Source organism: Streptomyces sp. NPDC090741 (assembly GCF_044769045.1).
GTDB lineage: Bacteria > Actinomycetota > Actinomycetes > Streptomycetales > Streptomycetaceae > Streptomyces.
This window is the reverse complement of sequence record NZ_JBIVXF010000017.1, coordinates 185,808-205,600: the sequence shown is the minus strand read 5'-3', so window position 1 is coordinate 205,600 and position 19,793 is coordinate 185,808. Positions and strand designations below refer to the sequence as shown.

Genomic DNA, 19,793 nt, shown 5'->3' with positions numbered 1-19,793 from the left:
CACACTCCACCGACCGCGGAAAGAGCCCCACGTGCACGCCAACGACCCCGTGTTCCGGATGGGAATCACGGAGCCCACCGCCATCGACCCGTACAAGGCCCAGGAAGGGGAGGGCATCCTCGTCTGCAAGGCCCTGTTCACCGGACTCCTCGCCCTCGACGAGGACGGCGCGCCGATCCCGGCCACCGCCCGGTCCTGGGAGAGCGACCCGACCGCCACGACCTGGACCTTCACCCTGCGCGCCGGCACGGTGTTCAGCAACGGCGAGCCGGTCACCGCGCACAGCTTCGTACGCGGCTGGGCGCGGGCGCTGGATCCCGAGGCGAACACGGAGACCGCGTACCACCTGGCGGGCGTGCGCTCCTTCAGGGCGGTGGACGACATCACGCTGGTGGTCGAACTGTCCGAGCCGGACGTGCAGTTCGATCTGAAGACCCTCCAGCCGATCTTCAGCCCGGTGCCGGAGTGCGCCGGCCCGGCGCTGAACCCGGAGTACAACGACCTCCCGGTCGGCAACGGCCCGTTCAAGATGGCCGGTCCCTGGGAGCACGGGGTGGCCATCCGGCTGGAGCGCAACGACCTGTGGGCGGGGCCCGCGCCCGAGGTGCGCGAGGTGCACATCGACATCCTCGACGTGGTCACCGGCCTGGACGACGAGTACGCACGCTTCCTGGCCGGCGACTACGACTACGCCCGGATCCCCCCGGCGCGCACCGCCGAGGCGGCCGCTCTCGACGGCTTCCTGGAGCAGGAGGGCGCCGGCCTCTTCTACCTGATCCCGTTCTGCCACCAGGCGCCGATGGACTCGCTGGACGCCCGCCGGGCCCTGTCCGCCGCCATCGACCGCCAGGGGCTGATCGACACGTACTTCCAGGGGCGGCGCAGCGCGGCCCACTCCCTGCTCTCCCCCTGGTTCGGCAAGGCCCACACCCCGCTCGCGGAGCTCGCCGCCGATCCGGACTCCGATTCCGATTCCGATTCCGGCTCCGGCTCCGGCTCCGACTCCGACTCCGACTCCGACTCCGGCTGGTCGGTCTTCGACCCCGCGCGGGCCCGTGCGGCGGCCCTGCGTGCGGGCCTCGGACCGGGCAGCCGCGTCGAGTTCGCGTACAACACCGGCGCCGGGCACGACGACTGGGTCAAGGCGCTGGCCCGCGGCCTGGAGGAGGTCCTGGGCTGGCGGATCGAGCTGCGGCGCACCGACGCCCGCGGGCTGGTCGACCACCGCACCTCGATCGCGGCGGCCGGGTTCTGCCGGGCCGGCTGGGCCTGCGACTACCCGACCCCCGACAACATGCTCTTCCCGCTGCTGCACTCCTCGTGCACGGCGCCCGACGCCGAGGGCACGGCCCACGGCGACAACGAAGGCCGGTACGTGAACCAGGAGTTCGACGCCCTCGTGGCACGCGCCCGGGCCTCCACGGACCCCGCGGAGCGCGCCGACGCCTGGCGCCGCGCGGACGGTACCGCGATGGCGGACCTGGCGCTGATCCCGCTCTGGTACCGGACCGACCAGCGGGTCCACGCCGCGGACCGGATCACCGGCCTGCGCATCGACTTCGACGGAAACCCCACCCTCACCACTGTCAAGGCAAGGAAGACCACCCGATGAGTGCGAGCACGACTCCCGTCCACGACATCCTCGGCATCGGCTTCGGCCCGGCGAACCTGGCCCTCGCGATCGCCCTGGAGGAGCGCGAATCGCCGCTGACGGCCCGCTTCCTGGAGGCCCGCCCGAGCCCCGAGTGGCAGCCCGGGATGCTGCTGGACGGCTCCGACATCCAGAACCACCCGAGCCGCGATCTGGTGACCCTGCGCAACCCGCGCAGCCGCTACACCTTCCTGAACTACCTGCACGAGCAGGGCCGGCTGCTGCGCCACCTCAACCTCCCCTCGGAGTTCCCGCTCCGCAAGGAGTACGCGGGCTACATCCGCTGGGCCGCCGGGTTCTTCTCGCACCTGGTCGACTGCAATCAGCGGGCCGCCCGCGTCGAGATCGTCGAGGAGTTCGGCGAGCGCCTCTACGAGGTCACCACCATGTCGGGCAGCCGCTACCTCGGCCGCACACTGGTGATGGGCCCGGGCCGCACCCCGTACGTCCCGGCCCCGTACGACACGCTGCGCACCCCTCGCGTCTTCCACCTGACCCAGTACCTGCCGAAGCTGGCGGAGCTGACCGGCGAGGGGCGCGCCCCGGAGTCGGTGGCCGTGATCGGCGGCAGCCAGAGCGCCGTCGAGCTCGCCCTGGACCTGCACCGCCGGTTCCCGCGCACCAAGGTGACCACGTACACGCGCTCTCACTCGCTGCGGCTGAAGGACACCAGCCCCTTCAGCGAGGAGGGCTACTTCCCCGAGTTCACCGAGTACTACTTCCGGGCATCCCGCGAGGGCAAGAAGGCCCTGGACGCGTACATGCACGGCACGAACTACTCCTCCGCCGACGGCGACGTGCTGCGCGATCTCTACATGACGATCTACGAGCAGGAGCTCGACGGCGACCAGAAGGTGTTCGTCCGCGGCAACCACGAGGCCGTGGGCGTGGCCGCGGAGGCCGGGGACCGGATCGCGCTGGACTTCGTCGAGCGGACCACCGGCGAGCGGATCAGCGAGACCGTGGACTTCGCGGTCCTCGCCACCGGCTTCCGCAACATGGGCCCCGGCCCGCACGAGGAGCTGTGCCCGCCGCTGATGGCCCCGCTCGCGGAGCTCTTCGCCACCGAGCCGGACGGCCGCCTGCGGGTGTCCGCCGACTACGCGATCGAACCGGTCGCCGACGGCACCCCGCCGCTCTTCCTGAACGGCCTGTGCGAGTCCAGCCACGGCATCGGCGACGCGGGCTCCTTCAGCCTCCTGTCGCTGCGCGCCGCGACCCTCACCGACGCCCTGACCGCCCGCCTGACCGGCGCCGCCACCACCGCCGCCGACCGCAGCGCCGTACTCGCCGCCGCCTGACCGGAAAGGTCCCCGTTCCCCATGACTGCCACCATCGACACCCCGGTCGCCTCGGCCCCGCGGGTCTACACCGCCCCCGTGATCACCGGCCCGCTGCCCGGTCCGCGCAGCGCCGAGCTGCTGGACCGCCAGGCCGGCCGCGAGTCCAACTCCCGCTCCTACCCGCGCAAGCTGCCGATGGCGATCCGCCGCGGCAAGGGCAGTTACGTGGAGGACCTCGACGGGAACGTCTTCCTCGACTTCCTCAGTGGCGCCGGGGTGCTCTCCCTGGGCCACAACCACCCCGAGCCGCTCGCGGCCGCCCACCGTCAGCTCGACGAGTTCGTGCACGGGCTGGACTTCCCCACCCCGGTCAAGGACGAGTTCACGGACCTGACCATCGGGATGCTGCCGGAGCCGATGCGCGAGCGCACCCGGATCCACTTCTGCGGGCCGACCGGCGCCAACGCCGTCGACGCCGCCCTCAAGCTGTGCAAGACGGCCACCGGCCGCGAGGAGATCATCACCTTCCAGGGCGGGTTCCACGGGGCGACCCTGGCCGCGCTGAGCGTCACCGGGCTCGTCGAGCAGAAGGAGCCGGTCCGCGGCCGGATGCCGGGCGTGCACTTCTTCCCGTACTCCAACTGCCACAACTGCCCGCTCGGTCTGAAGCGCGACACCTGCCAGGTCAACTGCGCCGCGTTCCTGGAGAAGGCGCTGACCGACGTCAACGGCGGGATCACCCTGCCCGCCGCCGTGATCATGGAGCTGGTGCAGGGCGAGGGCGGGGTGATCCCCGCCGAGGTCGAGTTCGTCCAGCGGATCCGCGAGGTCACCCGGCGGCTCGGCATCCCGCTCATCGTCGACGAGGTGCAGAGCGGCTGCGGCCGCACCGGCACCTGGTTCGCCTTCGAGCAGTACGGCATCGAGCCCGATGTCGTGTGCGCATCCAAGGCCCTGTCCGGCATGGGCCTGCCGGCCTCCGTGATCCTCTACGACGAGAAGCTGGACGTCTGGAGGCCGGGCGCCCACTCCGGCACGTTCCGCGGCAACCAGCCCGCCTTCGCCGCCGGCGTCGCCACCATGAAGGTCGTCAAGCGCGAGCGTGTCCTGGAGAACGTCCGGGCCCGCGCCGACCAGCTGATGGTCCACCTCCAGGGCCTGCGCGAGCTCACCCCGTACGTGGCCGACGTACGCGGCCTCGGCCTGATGACCGGCGTCGAGCTGACCGACCCGCAGACCGGGCTGCCCGCCGACAAGCTGGCGAAGCAGGTCCAGTGGGAGGCGGTCAGCCGCGGCCTGATCATCGAGCTCGGCGGCCGTGACGACTGCGTCGTGCGCATGCTGCCGCCGCTGAACTGCTCGGCCGGCGAGATCGACCAGGCCGGCCGGATCATCCGCGAATCCCTGACCGCGGCCCTGACCGCGCTCGGCCCGGCGACGACGGCGGGTGCCCGATGACCACGCACGACACCACCGTCCAGGACCTGGTGGTGGCCGGGTTCGGCCCCTCCGGGATCGCCCTGGCCGCCGCCGTCGAGGACCACGACGACGCCACCGGCGCCGCCCCGCTGGCCGCGCGCTACCTGGAGAAGGCCGCCGACTCCGCGTGGCAGCCCAACCTGGTCCTGCCCGGCACCGACATCCAGCACCACTTCCTGCGCGACTTCGCCACCCCGCGCGACGCCCGCTCCCGCTTCACCTTCCCGCACTACCTCCAGCAGAGCGGCCGCTTCTACCCGTTCACGCTGATGGGCGGCTACGTCAGCCGCCTGGAGTGGTCGGACTACGTGCAGTGGGCCGCCGGCCAGGTCCGCGGCGCCGTCGACTACCACCGCGAGGTGCTGAGCATCGAGCCCGTCACGGGCACCGACGGCCGCGTCCGCACCGCCCGCGTGACCTCCCGGGACACCCGCGACGGCTCCCTGCACACCGTGGAGGGCCGCAACATCGCGCTCGCCACCGGCCACGAGGCGTACGTACCGGAGCTGCTGCGCCCGCACCTGGGCGAGCGGGTCTTCCACGCCTCGAAGCTGCTGCCGGGACTGGCCGCCCTCGGCGACCGCCCGCTGCGCAGCATCGCCGTCATCGGAGCCGGGCAGACCGCCGGCGAGATCGTCCTGCACCTGGCGGCCCAGCACCCGGACGCACAGATCCACTCGGTCGTACGGCACGCGGGCTTCCGGATGTACGAGCTCGGCCACTTCAGCAACGAGGTGTACTTCCCCGACGAGACCGACTACTTCTACGGGCTCGAAGGCGAGCAGCGCGAACGCGCCCTGGACCAGGCCCGGGCCACCAACTACGCGGCCGTGGACCCCGACGTCTCCACCGCCCTCTACCAGGCCGTCTACCAGGACCGGTTCACCGGCCGGCAGCGCCTGCACATGCACAAGCGCACCGAGGTCACCGCCGTCGACCGGACCCCGGACGGCCGGGTGCTGCTGCGCACCCGCGAGGTGTTCACCGGCGAGAGCGGCCTGATCGAGGCCGACGCCGTGATCGTCTGCACCGGCTACCGCGAGGCCGCCCTGCCCCGCCAGCTGGCCCCCATCACCGCGCACCTGCGCCTGGACGCGCAGGGCCGCCCCGAGGTCACCCGCGCCTACCGCGCCCGTACCACCGACGACTGCGAGGTCGGGATCTACCTCGACGGACTCACCGAGTGGCGGCACGGCATCGGCAGCGCCACCTCCTTCAGCCAGATGGCCGCCAAGGCCGACACCATCCACCGCGACCTGCGCGCCCGGCTGCGCCGGCCCGTCGCCGCCTGATTGGACCCGTAAGCGATGCACATCTTCACCGCCCACGAGGACGACATGGTCTTCGAGGAGCCGTACAACGTCAGCGGCCGGCGGATCTTCCCCTGGCCCGAGGCCGTCGAGGAGCCCAACTGGGGCGGCGCCTGGGTCGACGTGGCACCCGGCGCCACCTCCACCCCGCACGACCACGACGAGAACGAGATGTTCTTCATCGTCGAGGGCAGCGGGGTCATGCGGATCGGCGCCGAGACCCGCCGGGTGCGCGCCGGCGAGACCGTGTTCATCACCCCGCTCCAGGACCACGACCTGACCAACGACGGCGACGTCCGGCTGCGCTTCGTCACCATCTGGTGGGGCGGCTCGGACGCCGTGGCCCGCGACCGCGCCAAGTGGGCCGCCGAGTTCGGCATCGCGGACCCGGGCTCCGGCCCTGCCGCGGCCGCGGCCGCGGACCGGCAGGTGGACGCATGAGTCCCATCGTCCACGCGCACGCCGACGCCGTCGTCGTCGGCGGCGGGGTGATCGGCGCGGCCATCGCGCACCAGCTCGCCCTCGCCGGCATCGGCCGGATCGTCCTGTGCGACCAGGGCCGGGTCAACGCCCAGGGCGCCACCTCCCGCTCCGGCGGGCTGCTGCGGCTGCACCACACGGCCGTCCCCGACACCCGGCTCGCCGCCCGCAGCCTGCCCGTCTTCGAGCAGTGGTCGGACGTCATCGGCGGCGACTGCGGCTACCGCCGCACCGGCTTCGTCATGATCGTCGGCGAGAACCACGCCGACGACCTGCGCCACAACGCCGCCGCCTCCGCGGACGCCGCCGGATACCGCCGCGTCGAGGTCATCGACGCCGCCGAACTGAAGGAGATCTACCCCGGCCTGCGGACCGAGGGCGTCGCCCTCGCCGCGTACGAGCCCGAGGGCGGCTACGCCGACCCGATGGCCGCCTCCGCCTCGCTGCTCACCGCCGCCTACCGGCTCGGCGTGTCCCCCTCCGAGGGCATCCGGGCCATGAAGGTGCTGGAGACCGCGGGCACCGTCACCGGCGTCCTCACCTCCATCGGCCGCATCAACGCCCCGCTGGTCGTCCTGGCCGGCGGCGCCTGGGGCTCCGCCCCGGCCGAGCACCTCGGCATCCACATCCCCGTCACCGCGCGCCGGATCGGGCTGGCCCAGGCCGAGCTCCCGGGGGCCGGCCGGCGCGGGTCGGCGGCCTCCGTACCGACCTGCATCGACGACACCACCGGCAGCTACTTCCGGCCCGACGGCCTCAACCGCTTCTACTTCGGCGTCCCCAGCAAGCCCGACACCGAACTGGGCCGCGACGTGGAGCCGCTGACCGAGGCCGAGCTGGAGTCCGCGATCGCCGCGATCGCGGACCGCGTCCCGGCCGCCGCCACCGCCCCGCTCGCGGGCACCCGCTCCGGGCTCGACGGCTACACCCCCGACAAGCGCCCGGTCGTGGGCGCGGCCGGCCCCGACGGGCTGTACCTGGCCCTCGGGTTCAGCGGCGGCGGCTTCAAGCTGGCGCCCGCGGTCGCCGAGCTCGCCGCCAAGGAGATCGTCGAGGGAGGGGCCGTCCCCGGCAAGGCCGTGCAGGAGCTGCTGGAGCCGTACCGGCCGCAGCGCTTCCTCGCGGGCCGCCCGATCCGTCCGGAGGCTCCGTATGACCACATGTGAGACCGGCCCGGAGACCGAAGTGCGGCGGCGGCTGCGCGAGGTGCTGCGCGAGGACGTGCAGACCGTCCTCGCCAAGGACCCGGCCGCTGCCTCCCGCGCCGAGGTACTGCTCTACCCGCACATCCACGCCCTGTGGACCTACCGCGTCGCGCACTGGCTCTGGGGCCGCGGCCACCGCGTCAGCGCCCGCGCCCTGTCCCTGCTGGCCCGCGCCGTCTCCGGCATCGAGATCCACCCCGGGGCCCGGATCGGCCGCCGCTTCTTCGTCGACCACGGCACCGCCGTCGTCATCGGCGAGACCGTCCGGATCGGCGACGACGTGATGCTCTACCACCAGGTCACGCTCGGCTCGGTCGGCTGGTGGAAGGACCTGCGCCGCCCCTCCGGATCCCGCCGCCACCCCGTCGTCGGCGACCGCGTCGTCATCGGCACGGGGGCCAGCGTCCTCGGCCCGGTCACCATCGGCGCCGACTCCCGGATCGGCGCGCACTCGGTCGTCCTCGACGACCTGCCGCCGCGCAGCCGCGTCGTCGCCGCCGCCTCCGCCGCCCTGCCGCCGCTCGACACCGCGGCCCCCCTCGACTCCTCCGCCCTGACCGTCCCCGAAGGAACCCACGCATCATGACCTCGTACGTCGTCACCAGCGCCCCGCCGAACCCGAACGGCGACCTCCACCTCGGCCACCTCTCCGGCCCCTTCCTCGGCGCCGACGTCCTGACCCGCCACCTGCGCCAGCGCGGCCACGACGTGCGCTACGTGGGCTACTCCGACGAGCACTCCTGCTACGTACCGCGCCGGGCCGCCGAGATCGGCTCCACCGCGTACCCGACGGCGAAGCTCTTCGGCGACCGCATGGAGGAGACCCTCTCGCTGGGCGCCATGCACCACGACTGGTTCACCCGCCCGCTCACCGACTCCACCCACACCGAGTTCGTACAGCGCTTCTTCCTCGAACTGTGGGAGTCCGGCGCCCTGGAGGTGCAGGAGCTGCCCGTCTTCCACTGCGCGCCCTGCGAGCGGTACCTGTACGAGGCCGAGGTGCGCGGCGAGTGCCAGTTCTGCGCCGAGCCCTCCGACGGCGTGTACTGCGAGGCCTGCGGACTGCCCCAGGACCCGGCCGGGCTCGCCGCCCCCCGGTGCACCGCCTGCTGGAACGCCCCCGAGACCACGACCATGCGCCGCATCGTCTTCCCCCTGGAGCGCTACCGCGATCGCCTCCGGGCGTACTACGCCGACGCGCAGGCCAAGGCGGAGTGGCGGCCCCGGCTGATCTCCTACCTGGACGGCCTGTTCGAGCGGGCCCTGCCCGGCACGGCGATCAGCCGCGAGGCGGACTACGGGATCCCGGTCCCGCTGCCCGGCTGGGAGGGCCACATCCTCGACACCTGGTTCAGCGGCATCTGGGGCTACGCGGCGGGCACCGCGCGGGTCGCCGAGGCGAACGGCGACCGCTCGCAGTGGGAGCGGCTGTGGACCGATCCCGAGACCCGGATCGTCAACTTCATCGGCTTCGACTGCTCGTTCTCGCACGCCGTGCTGTGGCCGGCCCTGCTGCTCGCGCAGGGTGAACTGACCCTGCCCGCGCAGGTGGTCATCAACGAGTTCTACCGGCTGGAGGGCGACAAGTTCTCCACCAGCCGCGGCCACGCGATCTGGGGCGGCGAGTTCCTGCGCCGGGTCAACGCGGACGCGCTCCGCTTCCACCTGTGCCTGACCGGCCCGGAGCGGGCGCAGAACAACTTCTCCATGAAGGAGTTCGCGGACACCCTCAGCACCGTCCTGGCCGGCGGTCTGGAGCGGTGGACCGACACCGTACTGGACCTGCTCGCCCAGGACTTCGACTCCGTCATGCCGGCCGTCGGACCCGCCGACGGCCCGCTGGCCGCCGAACGCGCGGCGCTGCCCGGGCAGATGGCCGCCGCCCTCGGCGCCGAGGCCTTCTCCCCGCAGCGCGCCGCCGATGTCCTGGCCACCGTGATCGAGCGGGCCGACGCCGACCTGCGGCAGCTGGCCCTGCTGCGGGCCGCCGGACCGCGCGCCGAGTACGCCGGGCGGCTCGCGGCGCACCTGGAGCTGCTGGCCGCGGTCGCGGTCACCGCCGCGCCGCTGATGCCGGGCTGGTCCGCGTTCCTGACCGGGCACCTGGGCCTGCCGGTGGACCTCGGCACGCGGATGCCCGTATGGGACGGCGTGGAGGGGCGGCTGCTGGCGGAGGGCACGGCGCTGCCGGCGGCCACCCCGCTGTTCTTCCACGAGTTGTCGTGACGCGTACGGACGTGACGCGTACGGGCGTGACGCGTCACGACACGTGGTCCGCCGGCGCCGCGAAGGCGCTGGGCGCGGTCCTCGGGGCCGGGGCCCTGCTGCTGCCGGCGGCTCGCGCCCCGCAGCCCGGCCCCTGGACCGGGATCGCGGTGGCGGGGGTGCTGGCCGGCTGGTGCCTGCTGGTCTCCGCCGCCGGCGGTACGGAGGATTCCGGGCCCGTGGCCTTCGTACGGGACCGGCTCGGCCCGGGGCCGGCCCGCGCGGCCACCGCGCTCTACTTCGGTGGCTTCGCCGCCGGGCAGGCGGGAGTGGCCCTGGGGGCCGCCGAGTTCGCGTCGCTCGGGGACTCCGGCTGGCGGTCGTACGCGATCGCCGCCGGGGTGCTGTGCAGCGCCGCCGCGTACGCCTGGTGCGTCCCGCGGGGGCTGTCCCCGGCGGGGCGGCGGCTCCGGCTGGCCGCGGTGCTGGCGCTGGCCGTCTCCTGGCGGGCCCTCGGCGGGCCGCTGCCGGGGCCGGGATCCGGGGGCTGGACCGGGGGCTGGGCCGAGGGCTGGGCCGGGGCCGCGCTGCTGGTGGCCGTGCCCCTGCTCTTCGGCTGGGTCGGCCTCGAAGGGGCGGTCCCCGCCGTGCCGCGGCGGCGGGCCCTGGGCGGAACCCTGCTCGGCATCGCGCTCGCGGCCGCGCTGTACGCCGTACTGCTGGCTCCGCCGGCCACCGCTGCGCAGGCGCCGCCCCCGGCTGCGGCGGCCGCTCTCGGGCTCGGCTCCGCCGCGCTCTGCTGGACGTACTGCCGTACCAACCTCCAGGCCACCGCGACCCGTTGGACCGAGCTGACCGGCCGGACCCGGCGCGGCGGGCTCGTGGCCGCGGGCCTGATCGCCCTCGCGGTGCTCGCCCTCGGGCGGGCCGCCCGCTGGGACCTTTCCGTCCTGCTCATCGGCCCCGGTGCAGCCACCGCGGCCCTGTACACCCTCATCGCCGTGGCGGCCGTACGCCGCCCCCGTCCTCAGGAGCACACCGACCATGACCGCTCAGACCGTTTCCGTGTCCTCGAAGGTGCTGCGCGTTCCGCCGGCTGACCCGGCCACCGCCGCGGCCCACTTCCACCGCCGCTTCACCTTCGAGGCCGACGTCGCCGACGTGCACGCGGACGTGGAATCCGGCGCCGGGGGCTTCGTCCTCGTCGACAGCCGCAGCGCCGAGGCCTGGGCCCAGGGCCACATCCCGGGCGCCGTGCACCTGCCCACCGACGACATCGGGGCGCGGGCCGCCGAACTGGTCGCGCCCGGCAGCGTGGTGGTCACCTACTGCTGGGGCCCGGGCTGCAACGGCGCGACCCGGGCGGCGTACGCCTTCGCGAGCGCCGGGTACCAGGTCAAGGAGATGCTCGGCGGCTTCGAGTACTGGTCCCGGGAGGGGTTCCCGGTCGAGGACTCCGCCGGCACCCGCCAGTCGCCGCCGGACCCGCTGACGGCCCCGGCCGGGGAGGGCGCGGCCTGCGGCTGCTGAGCCGGAGGGGTCTGCCTACAGCAGGCCTTCCTCGACGGCCCGCTGCCCGAGCTGGAAGCGGCTCTGCGCGTCCAGCTTCTCCATCAGCTCCGAGATGAGCCGCCGCTCGCTGCGCAGGGAGATCCCGAGCCGGCGCGCGGCGGCCTCGTCCGTATAGCCCTGGGCCAGCAGGCGCAGCAGCTCGCGCGGCTGCGAGCCGGGGTCTTCGAGGCTGCGCCGGGGCGGCTCGCCGAACGGGATGGCCGTCTCCCACACCGAGTCGAACAGCGCGCAGAAGGCGGCGACGGCGCCCGGCTCGCGCAGCAGTACCGCGCCCTGCGCGCTGTCCGCCGGGTCGATCGGCATCAGCGCGAACTCCCGGTCGGCGATGACCATGCGCATCGGCAGCGAGGGGGCCGTCCGCACCTCGCCGCCCCGCTCGGTCAGCCAGCGGGCGTGCTCCAGGCTGCCGGCGTCGTTGCGGATGGCGTCCTGGTAGACGGTCCGGATCTTCACGCCGCGCGCGATGAGGTCCTCGGTGATGGGCTCGCTGGCCTTGAACTGCGCGGCGGGGACCGGCCCTCCGGGGTGGAAGCTGATCGACTCGCGGCGGGTCCGGGCGGACATCTCGCTGAGCTTGGCCCGGACCGCCTCGACGCCGAGGAACCGCTCGGCCTCGTGCGCGGGCTGGGCCGGGTGCAGTTCGGCGTACTGCGACAGCAGCGCGCTCGCGGCGGCCTGGCTCTCGGCGAGGGCTCGGTGGCGCTGGGCGATCTCCGCCTGCTGGTGGGCGAGCAGCGAATCGAGCGCGGCCTTCGGGTTCACCGCCCGCAGCCGCCCGTCGGTCCGCCAGGACGGCGCGAGGAGGGAGAGCCGTGTCAGCCCCTCCAGGTCCGCGCGTACGTCGTCCTCGGACCGCGCGAGTTCGGCGGTGACATCGGCGACGGCGATGTCCGGCCGTCTGAGGACGAGGCGGTAGAGCGCGTCGGAACGTTCGGTCAGCCCAAGAGAAACCAACAAGAGGAGCCCCCCAGCTCGCGGTTCGGAGCGGCAGCACGACTGTGAACCTGAACCGACAACGCTGGCGGTCTGCGGCCCCTCCGACGGGCCGATCTTGCACCCTGGATTGTCCATACCGGCCAGCGCCCGCACAAACACCGTCCATCACGCGGACACGGCGAGCGGGCTGGCACGGATATGTCAGATCGCTTTGTGCCAGCTCAAACCGGCGACACGGCCCTGCCCGGCTCGGCACGATGGCGGCACGCCGGAACGAGAGATCCGGCCAACCACCCCCGCCCCGTCCGCATCCGCATCCGCACCGGCCCGATAAGAGGCACCGTCACCATGCGTCGCAAGTTCGTCACTCTGATCACCGTCACCGCCGCCGCCCTGATCGCCGTGATCGCCACCGGCACCGCCGGCCAGGCCCAGAACCTCGCGTCCCCGCCCAAGGACCCGGGCTGGTCGCTGTCAGCCCCCCAAGACCCGGGCTGGTCCTGACAAAAGCCCGAAGCGCCCCGCCGGCCAAAGCCGGACGGGGCTTTCTGGTTGTGCTCGGCGTCGACGGATGCTCTATGTTGCACAGGCAAAACTCGGGGGAGGCGACGGACGGCACATGGCACGGGACTACGACAGTCAACTGCTGGAGTCTGTGGCAGTACGACGCCACAGACTGCGTGACGCGCTGCTGTTCGGCGCGCAGAGGGCGCGGCGTACGGCGGACGAACGGCTCGGGAAGGTGTTCGCGGGCATCGCCATCGCGTCCGTGCTGTGCGCGGGTTGCATCGGGTGGTCCTTCATCCAGGCCACGCTGGCGAAGCAGAAGGCGGAGCAGCAGAGGCAACAACAACAGCAGCAGAGCCTTTTCCCGCCGGCCGCGGAGCCGTCCAAGTCGCCGAGCCCGGCCAAGTCACCCGGCCCCTCCACACCGCCGGGCCCGTCCACGTCGGCGACCCCCTCGAAGGGGCCGAAGCCGAAGTCCCCGCAGACGTCGAAGTCGCCCAAGCCGACTGCTTCGTAGAGACCTTTACTTGCCCCGAAGCGCCCAAAACGCCGCGATGATAGGTTCCTGCAAGTGGTGAGCGTGAGCACAGCAAAGACTTCCCGGGCGCAACTGAGCCGGGTGACCCTGGTCGGCGAGCGACGCCGGGCCGACATGGTCCTGCCCTCCGACACGCCTATCGGGCAACTGCTCCCGGATATCCTGCAGCTGCTCGACGACCGCGCAGCTGCACGGCCGCTGACCCGTCAGCTGATGACCTCGGACGGTTCCGCGCTCCCGCAGGACAACACCCTGGCCGCAGCCGGGATAGCCGACGGCGCCGTGCTACGGCTCGTCAGGACGCACTCCGCGCCGCCCGCCCCCGTCGTCCACGATGTCACCGACCTGGTGGCCGACGACCTCGACCTGCAGGCATGGCGCTGGCGTCCGGCCGCCCGCAGGAGCAGCGCTGGCGTCGCGACCGTCGCCTTCGCGGTGACCGCCGCCCTGCTGGCCCGGCGCGAGTTCGCACTCGGCACCCTGGCCGGTGCCCTGCTGGCCGTCACCGTCGTACTGCTCGCCGCCGGCGCGCTCGCGGCCCGGGTCGGGCAGGGCAACCGCGGTCTGGCCACCGCACTTCTGCTCGCCTCCGGCGGCCTCGGCGTCCTCACCGCGTGGACCGCCGCCGACGCCCACCACTGGTCGGGGGTCGTGCGGCTCACCGGCGTCTCGGGCGCGCTGGTCGTTGCACTCGTCCTGCTCGGCTACTGCTCCCCGCTCGGCCGGGGTGGTCTCATCGGGGCCGGGGCCGTCGCCGTGATTACTGCCGGCTGGGAAGCCGCCGCCGCGCTCCAGGACGAGCCGGCCCGGCTCGGCGCCCTCATGGCCCTCGCCTCGGTGGTGCTCCTCGGCCTGCTGCCGCGGCTCGCCCTGATGGCATCCGGGCTGACCGCGCTCGACGACCGCCGCTCCGGTGGCACCTCGGTCAGCCGGCATGACGTGGGCAACGCGCTGGCCGCCACTCACCGCGGGCTCGCGCTGGCGACGATCGCCACAGCGCTCTCCGCCGCTGCCGCAGGCTGGCTGCTGACGCTCGCCGCGGAACCGAACGTGTGGACCGTGGCTCTGCCGTCGCTCGTCACCGTTGTCCTCCTGTCGAGGGCCCGGGCCTTCCCGCTGGTCGCCGAGGTGGTCGCGCTGCTCGCGGCCTCGGGCGTTCTGCTGGTACGCCTCCTCATGCTCTGGGTCGGGCACGGCGGCGGCGCCGGGGCACTGGCCGCGCTCTGCGTGGCCGCGCTGCTGCCGTTGACCGCGCTCGCGATGCAGCCGCCCGAGCACGTCCAGGTACGGCTGCGGCGCATGGCCGACCTCGTCGAATCCGTCGGCATGGTGGGGCTGTTCCCTCTGGCCATCGGGGTGTTCGGCGTCTACGGGCAGTTGCTCGACAAGTTCTGAGTCAACGCGCAGCGCTCCGGGCGGGGCAGCAGGTCGGAAGAAGAGGGGCAGGGGCAGACGAACATGCCGAACGGAGACAACTGGCAGGGCGAGGTCCTGCGCGACCTCAGGGGCAGCGCCCAGCCACCCGCGCGGGACACCGCCGTGTCCGGCGACACGGATCAGGCCCAGGGCTTCCCGCCGCAGGGCGACCGACAGCCGCACGGCGCAGCCGTGCCCGCCGGCCAGGCGGCGGCGCCCGCGCCGGGCCATCCGTACCAGGCCGGACAGGTCCTGCCACCACAATCCGGCGGCGGCCAGCCCGCGCTGCATGCGCGGGCCGTCACCCGGACCCCCGACTCCCGGCCGGCGGTCGACCGGAGCCTGGCCGCTGTGGGCCGCAAGCCCCGCAGCGGTGAGCCCATCGCCGCCCGCGCCGCCCACACCCTGTGGCGAATCGTTTCCTCATCCGCGTCCCGCGAGGTCGCCGACGCCACCCGGACCGCGGAAGTGCTCCAGCAGCCCGTGACGACCGGCCGCCAGATCGCCGTCACCTCCATCCGCGGCGGCGCCGGCAAGTCGACCGTCGCCGCCCTGCTCGGCACCACGTACGCGCACTACCGCCAGGACCCCGTCCTCTTCGTCGAGGCCGACCCCGCCCTCGGCTCGCTGCCCGTCCGGCTCGGCGCGGAAGCCCTTCGCTGGACCACCGGAGACGTCGCGGACATCGTCGAACCACAGATGTCACTGCTCGACGTCACCGGCTATCTCGTCCAGCTACGCGACAACGCCTGGCTGCTGCCCGGCAGCCAGGGCCAGATCGGTGCCATGCTCGACACCCGCGCGTACGAGCGGGTGATGGTCGCGCTGCGCCGCTACTTCGGTGTGACGGTCGTCGACTGCGAGACGCTGCCCGCCGAAGTCGCCCGGGTCGCGCTCTCCGCCTCCCAGGCCCGCGTGCTCACCACCCCCGCCACCCTCGACGGCATCGCCAGCACCTACGCGGTCCTCCAGTGGATGCAGAGCCTGCCCGCGCATGTGATGGGCAGCACGGTCGTCGTCCTCACCGAGCAGTCCCCCCACTCGGGCCTGGACGTGGACGAGGCGGTGCGCACGCTCCGGTCCACCGGCACGAGCGTCCACGTCCTGCCGTACGACCGCCACCTGGCGGACGGCGGCGCCATCCGGACCGGCCTGCTCGCCCGGGCGACGCGGACGACCGCCACCCGGATCGCCGCGGACGTCTTCCAGCTCTCCCAGAAGCGCCACTGATGAGTACCCGACTGATCCACCGACCGGCCAGAACGATCAGGCCCCCCGCCTCCCCCGAGGCACGCGTCATCGAGGCCCCGCCCAACCTCCCCGAGGGGAAGGCGGGCAACATCGCGATGTCCCTGCTGCCTGTGGCCGGCGTGATGTCGTCCGTCGTGATGATGACCGTCGTCCGCAACAGCCAGTTCGCCGCACTGGGCGCGCTGATCCTCGTCGTCACCGTCATCGGTTCCCTCGGGCTCGTCCTCTCGCAGCGCGGCAAGGCCCAGCGCACCCGTCGCACCCAGCGGGAGGCCTACCTCGCCCACCTGGAAGACCTGCGCGAGGAGCTCGCCGCCGAGGAGCGCCGGCGGGCCGAATACGCCGACGTGCTCAACCCGCCTCCGTACGCGCTCTACGACATCGTCCGCGACCCGGCCCGGCTGTGGGAGCGGCGCCGGATCGACACCGACTTCCTGCGCGTGCGCGTCGGCACCGGCGAGATGCCCGTACGGGACCTGAAAATCGGCCAGCAGGGCGCCTCGGTGCTGACCCCACCGGACCGCTTCATGCTCAACGAGGCGTCGGCCCTGACCACCCGCTTCCGCACCGGCACCGAACTCCCGCTCACCGTGCCGCTCGACCGCGTCGGCAACATCAGCATCGTCGGGCCGCGCGAGGACTGCCTTCGGGTCGCCCGCGCCCTGCTCGTGCAGAGCGCGGCCATGCACGCACCCGACGACGTGGCCATCGCCCTCGCCGTACCGGGCGAGAGGCTCGCCGACTGGGAGTGGGCGAAGTGGATGCCGCACCTGCTCGACACCGAGCAGCTCGACGGGCCCGTCGCCGCCCGGCGCATCGCCCCGTCCGCGGAGCAGCTCGCCCGCCGGCTCGGCCCCGAACTGCGCCGCCGTGCCTCCTACGCGGCCGAGGTGCGCCGCGGCCTGTCCGGCAAGGACGCCCTGACCATGACGTCACGCCTGCTCGTCGTCGCCGACGGGCACGGCGACGATGCCGTCGAACTGCCGCGCCCCGACGACGCGGTCGGCCTGCGCGAGATGGGCATCACCGTCCTGCACCTCCTCGAACAGAGGATCCAGGAGCCCGGCCACGTCGGCGTACGGATCACCGTCGAGGGCTCCGAGGTGATCATCGAGGACCTGCGCGAGGCGGAGCCGATCAGCGCGCACGGCACCGTCGACGAAGTCGGCATCCCGTTCGCCGAGGGCCTGGCCCGGATGCTCGCCCCGCTGCGGCTGTCCGCCGAGTCCCTCGTCGACGCCCCCCTGTCCGGGCCGGTCGACTTCGCGGACCTGCTCGGCATCGACGACGTGGCCCGGCTCGACCTGCAGAGCATGTGGGCGCACCGCGGCGAACGTGCCTACCTGCGCGTCCCGATCGGCATCAGCGACTCCCGCGAGCCGGTCCTGCTCGACCTGAAGGAGTCCTCTGAGCTCGGAATGGGCCCGCACGGCCTGTGCGTCGGCGCCACCGGCTCCGGCAAGTCGGAGCTCCTGCGCACGCTCGTGCTCGCCCTGGTGGCGACGCACCCGCCGGAGGACCTGGCCCTCGTCCTCGTCGACTACAAGGGCGGTGCGACCTTCGCGCCGTTCGCGGACCTGCCGCACGTCGCCGGTGTCATCACCAACCTGGAGAACCAGGCCGGTCTCGTCGAACGCGTCCACGCCTCCCTCGCCGGCGAGGTCAAACGGCGCCAGCAGGTCCTCAAGGACGCGGGCAATGTCGCCGACATCGGCGACTACGCGGCGCTGCGCGCCGACCGGCGGCCCGATCTGGAACCGCTGCCGCACCTGTTCGTCGTCATCGACGAGTTCGGCGAGCTGCTCACGGCCAAGCCCGACTTCATCGACCTGTTCCTGTCGATCGGGCGGATCGGTCGCTCCATCGGCGTGCACCTGCTGCTGTCCAGCCAGCGCATCGAGGGCGGCAAGCTGAAGGGCCTGGACACCTACCTCTCCTACCGGCTGGGGCTGCGGACCTTCTCCGCCGACGAGTCCCGTACCGTCCTGGACACCACGGACGCCTTCCACCTCCCGCCGCTTCCCGGTTTCGGCCTCCTCAAGGTCGACACCAGCCACTACGAACGCTTCAAGGCGAGCTACGTCTCCGGCGCCTACCGCGGCCCGGTCCAGCGCAGCGAGGACGAAGACAGCGGACCGCTCGCCCTGGAGTACGAGGCCTTCAACACCCTGTCCAAGCCGGACGACCAAGCCCCTCATGAGACGAGCGCACGCCGCCGCGAGACCGGCCCGACCGAGCTGGACGTCATCGTCGGGCAGCTGGAGCACGCCGCCGCGCCGGTCCGCAGGATCTGGCTCCCGCCGCTGCCCGAGACACTCCCCCTCGACGCCGTCGCCGGCCCGCTCGACGTCGGCCCGCGCGGAATGCAGCTGTCCAAGCGGCGCGGCCGGCTGATGGTGCCGCTGGGCCTGCTCGACGACCCGACGAAGCAGTGGCAGGGCGAGTGGTACCTCGACCTCACCGTGGCGGGCGGCCACGCCGCCGTCATCGGCGGCCCGCAGTCCGGCAAGACGACACTGCTGCGCACCCTGGTCCTCTCGCTCGCCCTGACCCACACCCCGCAGGAAGTCGGCGTCTACGGTCTCGACCTGGTCGGCGGCGGCCTCCAGGCCCTGGCCGGGCTGCCGCACGTCGGCGGTGTCGCCGGCCGCGCGGACCGCGAACGCGCGGCCCGCACAGTGGAAGAAGTACGGAACATGCTCGCCGCCCGCGAGGAGCTCTTCCGCGACCACGGCATCGACTCGGTCGAGCAGTTGCGCACCCTGCACGCGGCGGGCAGGCTGCCCCAGCTGGTCTCCGCCGAAATCGTGCTCGTGATCGACGGCTTCGGCGCGCTGCGCGACGACTTCGAGGAACTCGACGACGCCATCGTCGACATCCTCAAGCGCGGCAGCGGATACGGTATCCACGTCGTCGCGGCCATGCTCCGCTGGAACGACGTCCGCATAGCCACCCAGTCGAGCTTCGGCACCCGGGTCGAGCTGCGCCTCAACGACCCCGGCGAATCCAGCATCGAGCGCAAGCTCGCCGAGACCCTTTCCCCCGACGAACCGGGCCGTGTACTGACCGACGGCAAGCTCTTCGCGCAGGTCGCCCTGCCCCGTACGGACGGGCTGGCCGACACCTCCGAGCTCGGCGCGACACTGGAGCGCACGGCCCGCACGGTGCGCGCCACCTGGAGCGGGGAGACCGCCCAGCCGGTCCGGGTGCTGCCGCACGTCCTGGAGCCGCACGTACTGCCCGGACCGGTCGCCGAGCCCCGACGGGTGCCGATCGGCCTGGACCAGATGGCTCTGGCACCCGTCGTGCTCGATCTGTTCGCCCACGACCAGCACCTGCTGATCATGGGCGACAGCGAGTGCGGCAAGACGAATCTACTGAAGACGATCGCCGGCGGCCTCATCGAGAGGTACGGAGAGGACGAGCTGGTCTTCGCGATCATGGACCCTCGGCGCAGCCTGCGCGGCGTGGTGCCGCAGGAGTTCAACGGCGGCTACGCGTACAACACCAAGATGTGCGCCGGGCTGGCCTCGGGCATCGCCACCGAGCTGGAACGGCGACTGCCCGATGACAGCGCCTCGCTGGAGGACCTGGAACCCGGCAGCTGGGGCGGCGGGCCGCGCATCGTGGTCCTCGTCGACGACTACGACGTACTCACCACCGCCGGGCAGTCGCCGCTGGCCGCATTCGTTCCGTACATCCCGTCGGCGGTCGACATCGGCCTGCACTTCGTGCTGACCCGCCGCGTCGCCGGTGCCTCGCGCGGCATGTACGAGCCCCTGGTGCAGGGCCTGCGCGAGTCGGGCGCCTCGGCGGTGGTGATGGCCGGGGACCGTGGCGAGGGCCAGCTGTTCCCGGGCGTGTACGCCTCCCAACAGCCGGCCGGACGTTGCGTGCTGATCCGCAGGGGTCAGCCGAACCGGCTGATCCAGACCGTGTACACCCCCGAGTAACGACACC

16 protein-coding genes are annotated in these 19,793 nt (G+C 73.0%); 15 read left to right on the top strand and 1 reads right to left on the bottom strand.

Features of this window, described 5'->3' with window-relative positions; all coding sequences use genetic code 11:
• Positions 1-31: 31 nt before the first annotated feature.
• Genes ACIQU4_RS34925 through ACIQU4_RS34880 form a run of 10 tightly spaced genes read left to right on the top strand, consistent with a single transcriptional unit; the run spans position 32 to position 11,143 of the window.
• Positions 32-1,612, top strand: coding sequence for an ABC transporter substrate-binding protein (locus tag ACIQU4_RS34925; protein ID WP_403739488.1), 1,581 nt, complete (start codon positions 32-34; stop codon positions 1,610-1,612).
• Positions 1,609-2,952 carry a lysine N(6)-hydroxylase/L-ornithine N(5)-oxygenase family protein gene (locus ACIQU4_RS34920; RefSeq protein WP_403739486.1) on the top strand — a complete coding sequence of 448 codons (1,344 nt, stop codon included), beginning with the start codon at positions 1,609-1,611 and terminating at the stop codon, positions 2,950-2,952. The genes ACIQU4_RS34925 and ACIQU4_RS34920 overlap by 4 nt, the downstream gene beginning before the upstream one ends.
• A gap of 21 nt (positions 2,953-2,973) precedes the next feature.
• The gene (locus tag ACIQU4_RS34915) at positions 2,974-4,392 is read left to right on the top strand and encodes a diaminobutyrate--2-oxoglutarate transaminase family protein (protein ID WP_403739483.1); all 1,419 of its coding nucleotides are present in this window, start codon (positions 2,974-2,976) and stop codon (positions 4,390-4,392) included.
• Positions 4,389-5,705 carry a SidA/IucD/PvdA family monooxygenase gene (locus ACIQU4_RS34910; protein WP_403739480.1) on the top strand — a complete coding sequence of 439 codons (1,317 nt, stop codon included), beginning with the start codon at positions 4,389-4,391 and terminating at the stop codon, positions 5,703-5,705. The genes ACIQU4_RS34915 and ACIQU4_RS34910 overlap by 4 nt, the downstream gene beginning before the upstream one ends.
• A 15-nt stretch (positions 5,706-5,720) precedes the next feature.
• Complete coding sequence (locus ACIQU4_RS34905; RefSeq protein WP_403739477.1) at positions 5,721-6,164, top strand: cupin domain-containing protein; 444 nt, start codon at positions 5,721-5,723, stop codon at positions 6,162-6,164.
• Positions 6,161-7,369, top strand: a complete 1,209-nt coding sequence (locus tag ACIQU4_RS34900; protein ID WP_403739474.1) for an NAD(P)/FAD-dependent oxidoreductase — start codon at positions 6,161-6,163, stop codon at positions 7,367-7,369. Before ACIQU4_RS34905 ends, ACIQU4_RS34900 begins: the two co-directional genes overlap by 4 nt.
• A complete protein-coding gene (epsC, locus tag ACIQU4_RS34895) occupies positions 7,356-7,994 on the top strand; it encodes a serine O-acetyltransferase EpsC (RefSeq protein ID WP_403739471.1) in 639 nt (212 codons plus the stop codon). The genes ACIQU4_RS34900 and epsC overlap by 14 nt, the downstream gene beginning before the upstream one ends.
• Positions 7,991-9,634, top strand: a complete 1,644-nt coding sequence (locus tag ACIQU4_RS34890; protein WP_403739468.1) for a methionine--tRNA ligase — start codon at positions 7,991-7,993, stop codon at positions 9,632-9,634. The genes epsC and ACIQU4_RS34890 overlap by 4 nt, the downstream gene beginning before the upstream one ends.
• Positions 9,631-10,713, top strand: coding sequence for a hypothetical protein (locus tag ACIQU4_RS34885; RefSeq protein ID WP_403739465.1), 1,083 nt, complete (start codon positions 9,631-9,633; stop codon positions 10,711-10,713). The genes ACIQU4_RS34890 and ACIQU4_RS34885 overlap by 4 nt, the downstream gene beginning before the upstream one ends.
• Complete coding sequence (locus ACIQU4_RS34880; protein ID WP_403739462.1) at positions 10,658-11,143, top strand: rhodanese-like domain-containing protein; 486 nt, start codon at positions 10,658-10,660, stop codon at positions 11,141-11,143. Before ACIQU4_RS34885 ends, ACIQU4_RS34880 begins: the two co-directional genes overlap by 56 nt.
• A 15-nt stretch (positions 11,144-11,158) precedes the next feature.
• Here ACIQU4_RS34880 and ACIQU4_RS34875 read toward each other — a convergent pair whose 3' ends face one another.
• A complete protein-coding gene (locus tag ACIQU4_RS34875) occupies positions 11,159-12,142 on the bottom strand; it encodes a DUF6879 family protein (RefSeq protein WP_403739459.1) in 984 nt (327 codons plus the stop codon).
• 327 nt (positions 12,143-12,469) lie between these two features.
• Here ACIQU4_RS34875 and ACIQU4_RS34870 point away from each other — a divergent pair, with 327 nt between their 5' ends.
• The 5 genes from ACIQU4_RS34870 (at position 12,470) to eccCa (ending at position 19,786) form a co-directional block, all read left to right on the top strand.
• Entirely contained in the window at positions 12,470-12,625 is a 156-nt protein-coding gene (locus ACIQU4_RS34870) for a hypothetical protein (RefSeq protein WP_403739456.1), read from the top strand.
• 115 nt (positions 12,626-12,740) lie between these two features.
• On the top strand, positions 12,741-13,145 hold the full coding sequence (locus tag ACIQU4_RS34865) for a hypothetical protein (RefSeq protein WP_403739454.1): 405 nt from the start codon (positions 12,741-12,743) through the stop codon (positions 13,143-13,145).
• A gap of 63 nt (positions 13,146-13,208) precedes the next feature.
• Positions 13,209-14,561 carry a type VII secretion integral membrane protein EccD gene (eccD, locus tag ACIQU4_RS34860; protein ID WP_403739451.1) on the top strand — a complete coding sequence of 451 codons (1,353 nt, stop codon included), beginning with the start codon at positions 13,209-13,211 and terminating at the stop codon, positions 14,559-14,561.
• 63 nt (positions 14,562-14,624) lie between these two features.
• The gene (locus ACIQU4_RS34855; RefSeq protein WP_403739448.1) at positions 14,625-15,812 is read left to right on the top strand and encodes a CpaE family protein; all 1,188 of its coding nucleotides are present in this window, start codon (positions 14,625-14,627) and stop codon (positions 15,810-15,812) included.
• On the top strand, positions 15,812-19,786 hold the full coding sequence (eccCa, locus tag ACIQU4_RS34850) for a type VII secretion protein EccCa (protein WP_403739446.1): 3,975 nt from the start codon (positions 15,812-15,814) through the stop codon (positions 19,784-19,786). Before ACIQU4_RS34855 ends, eccCa begins: the two co-directional genes overlap by 1 nt.
• The last annotated feature ends 7 nt before the right edge of the window (positions 19,787-19,793 follow it).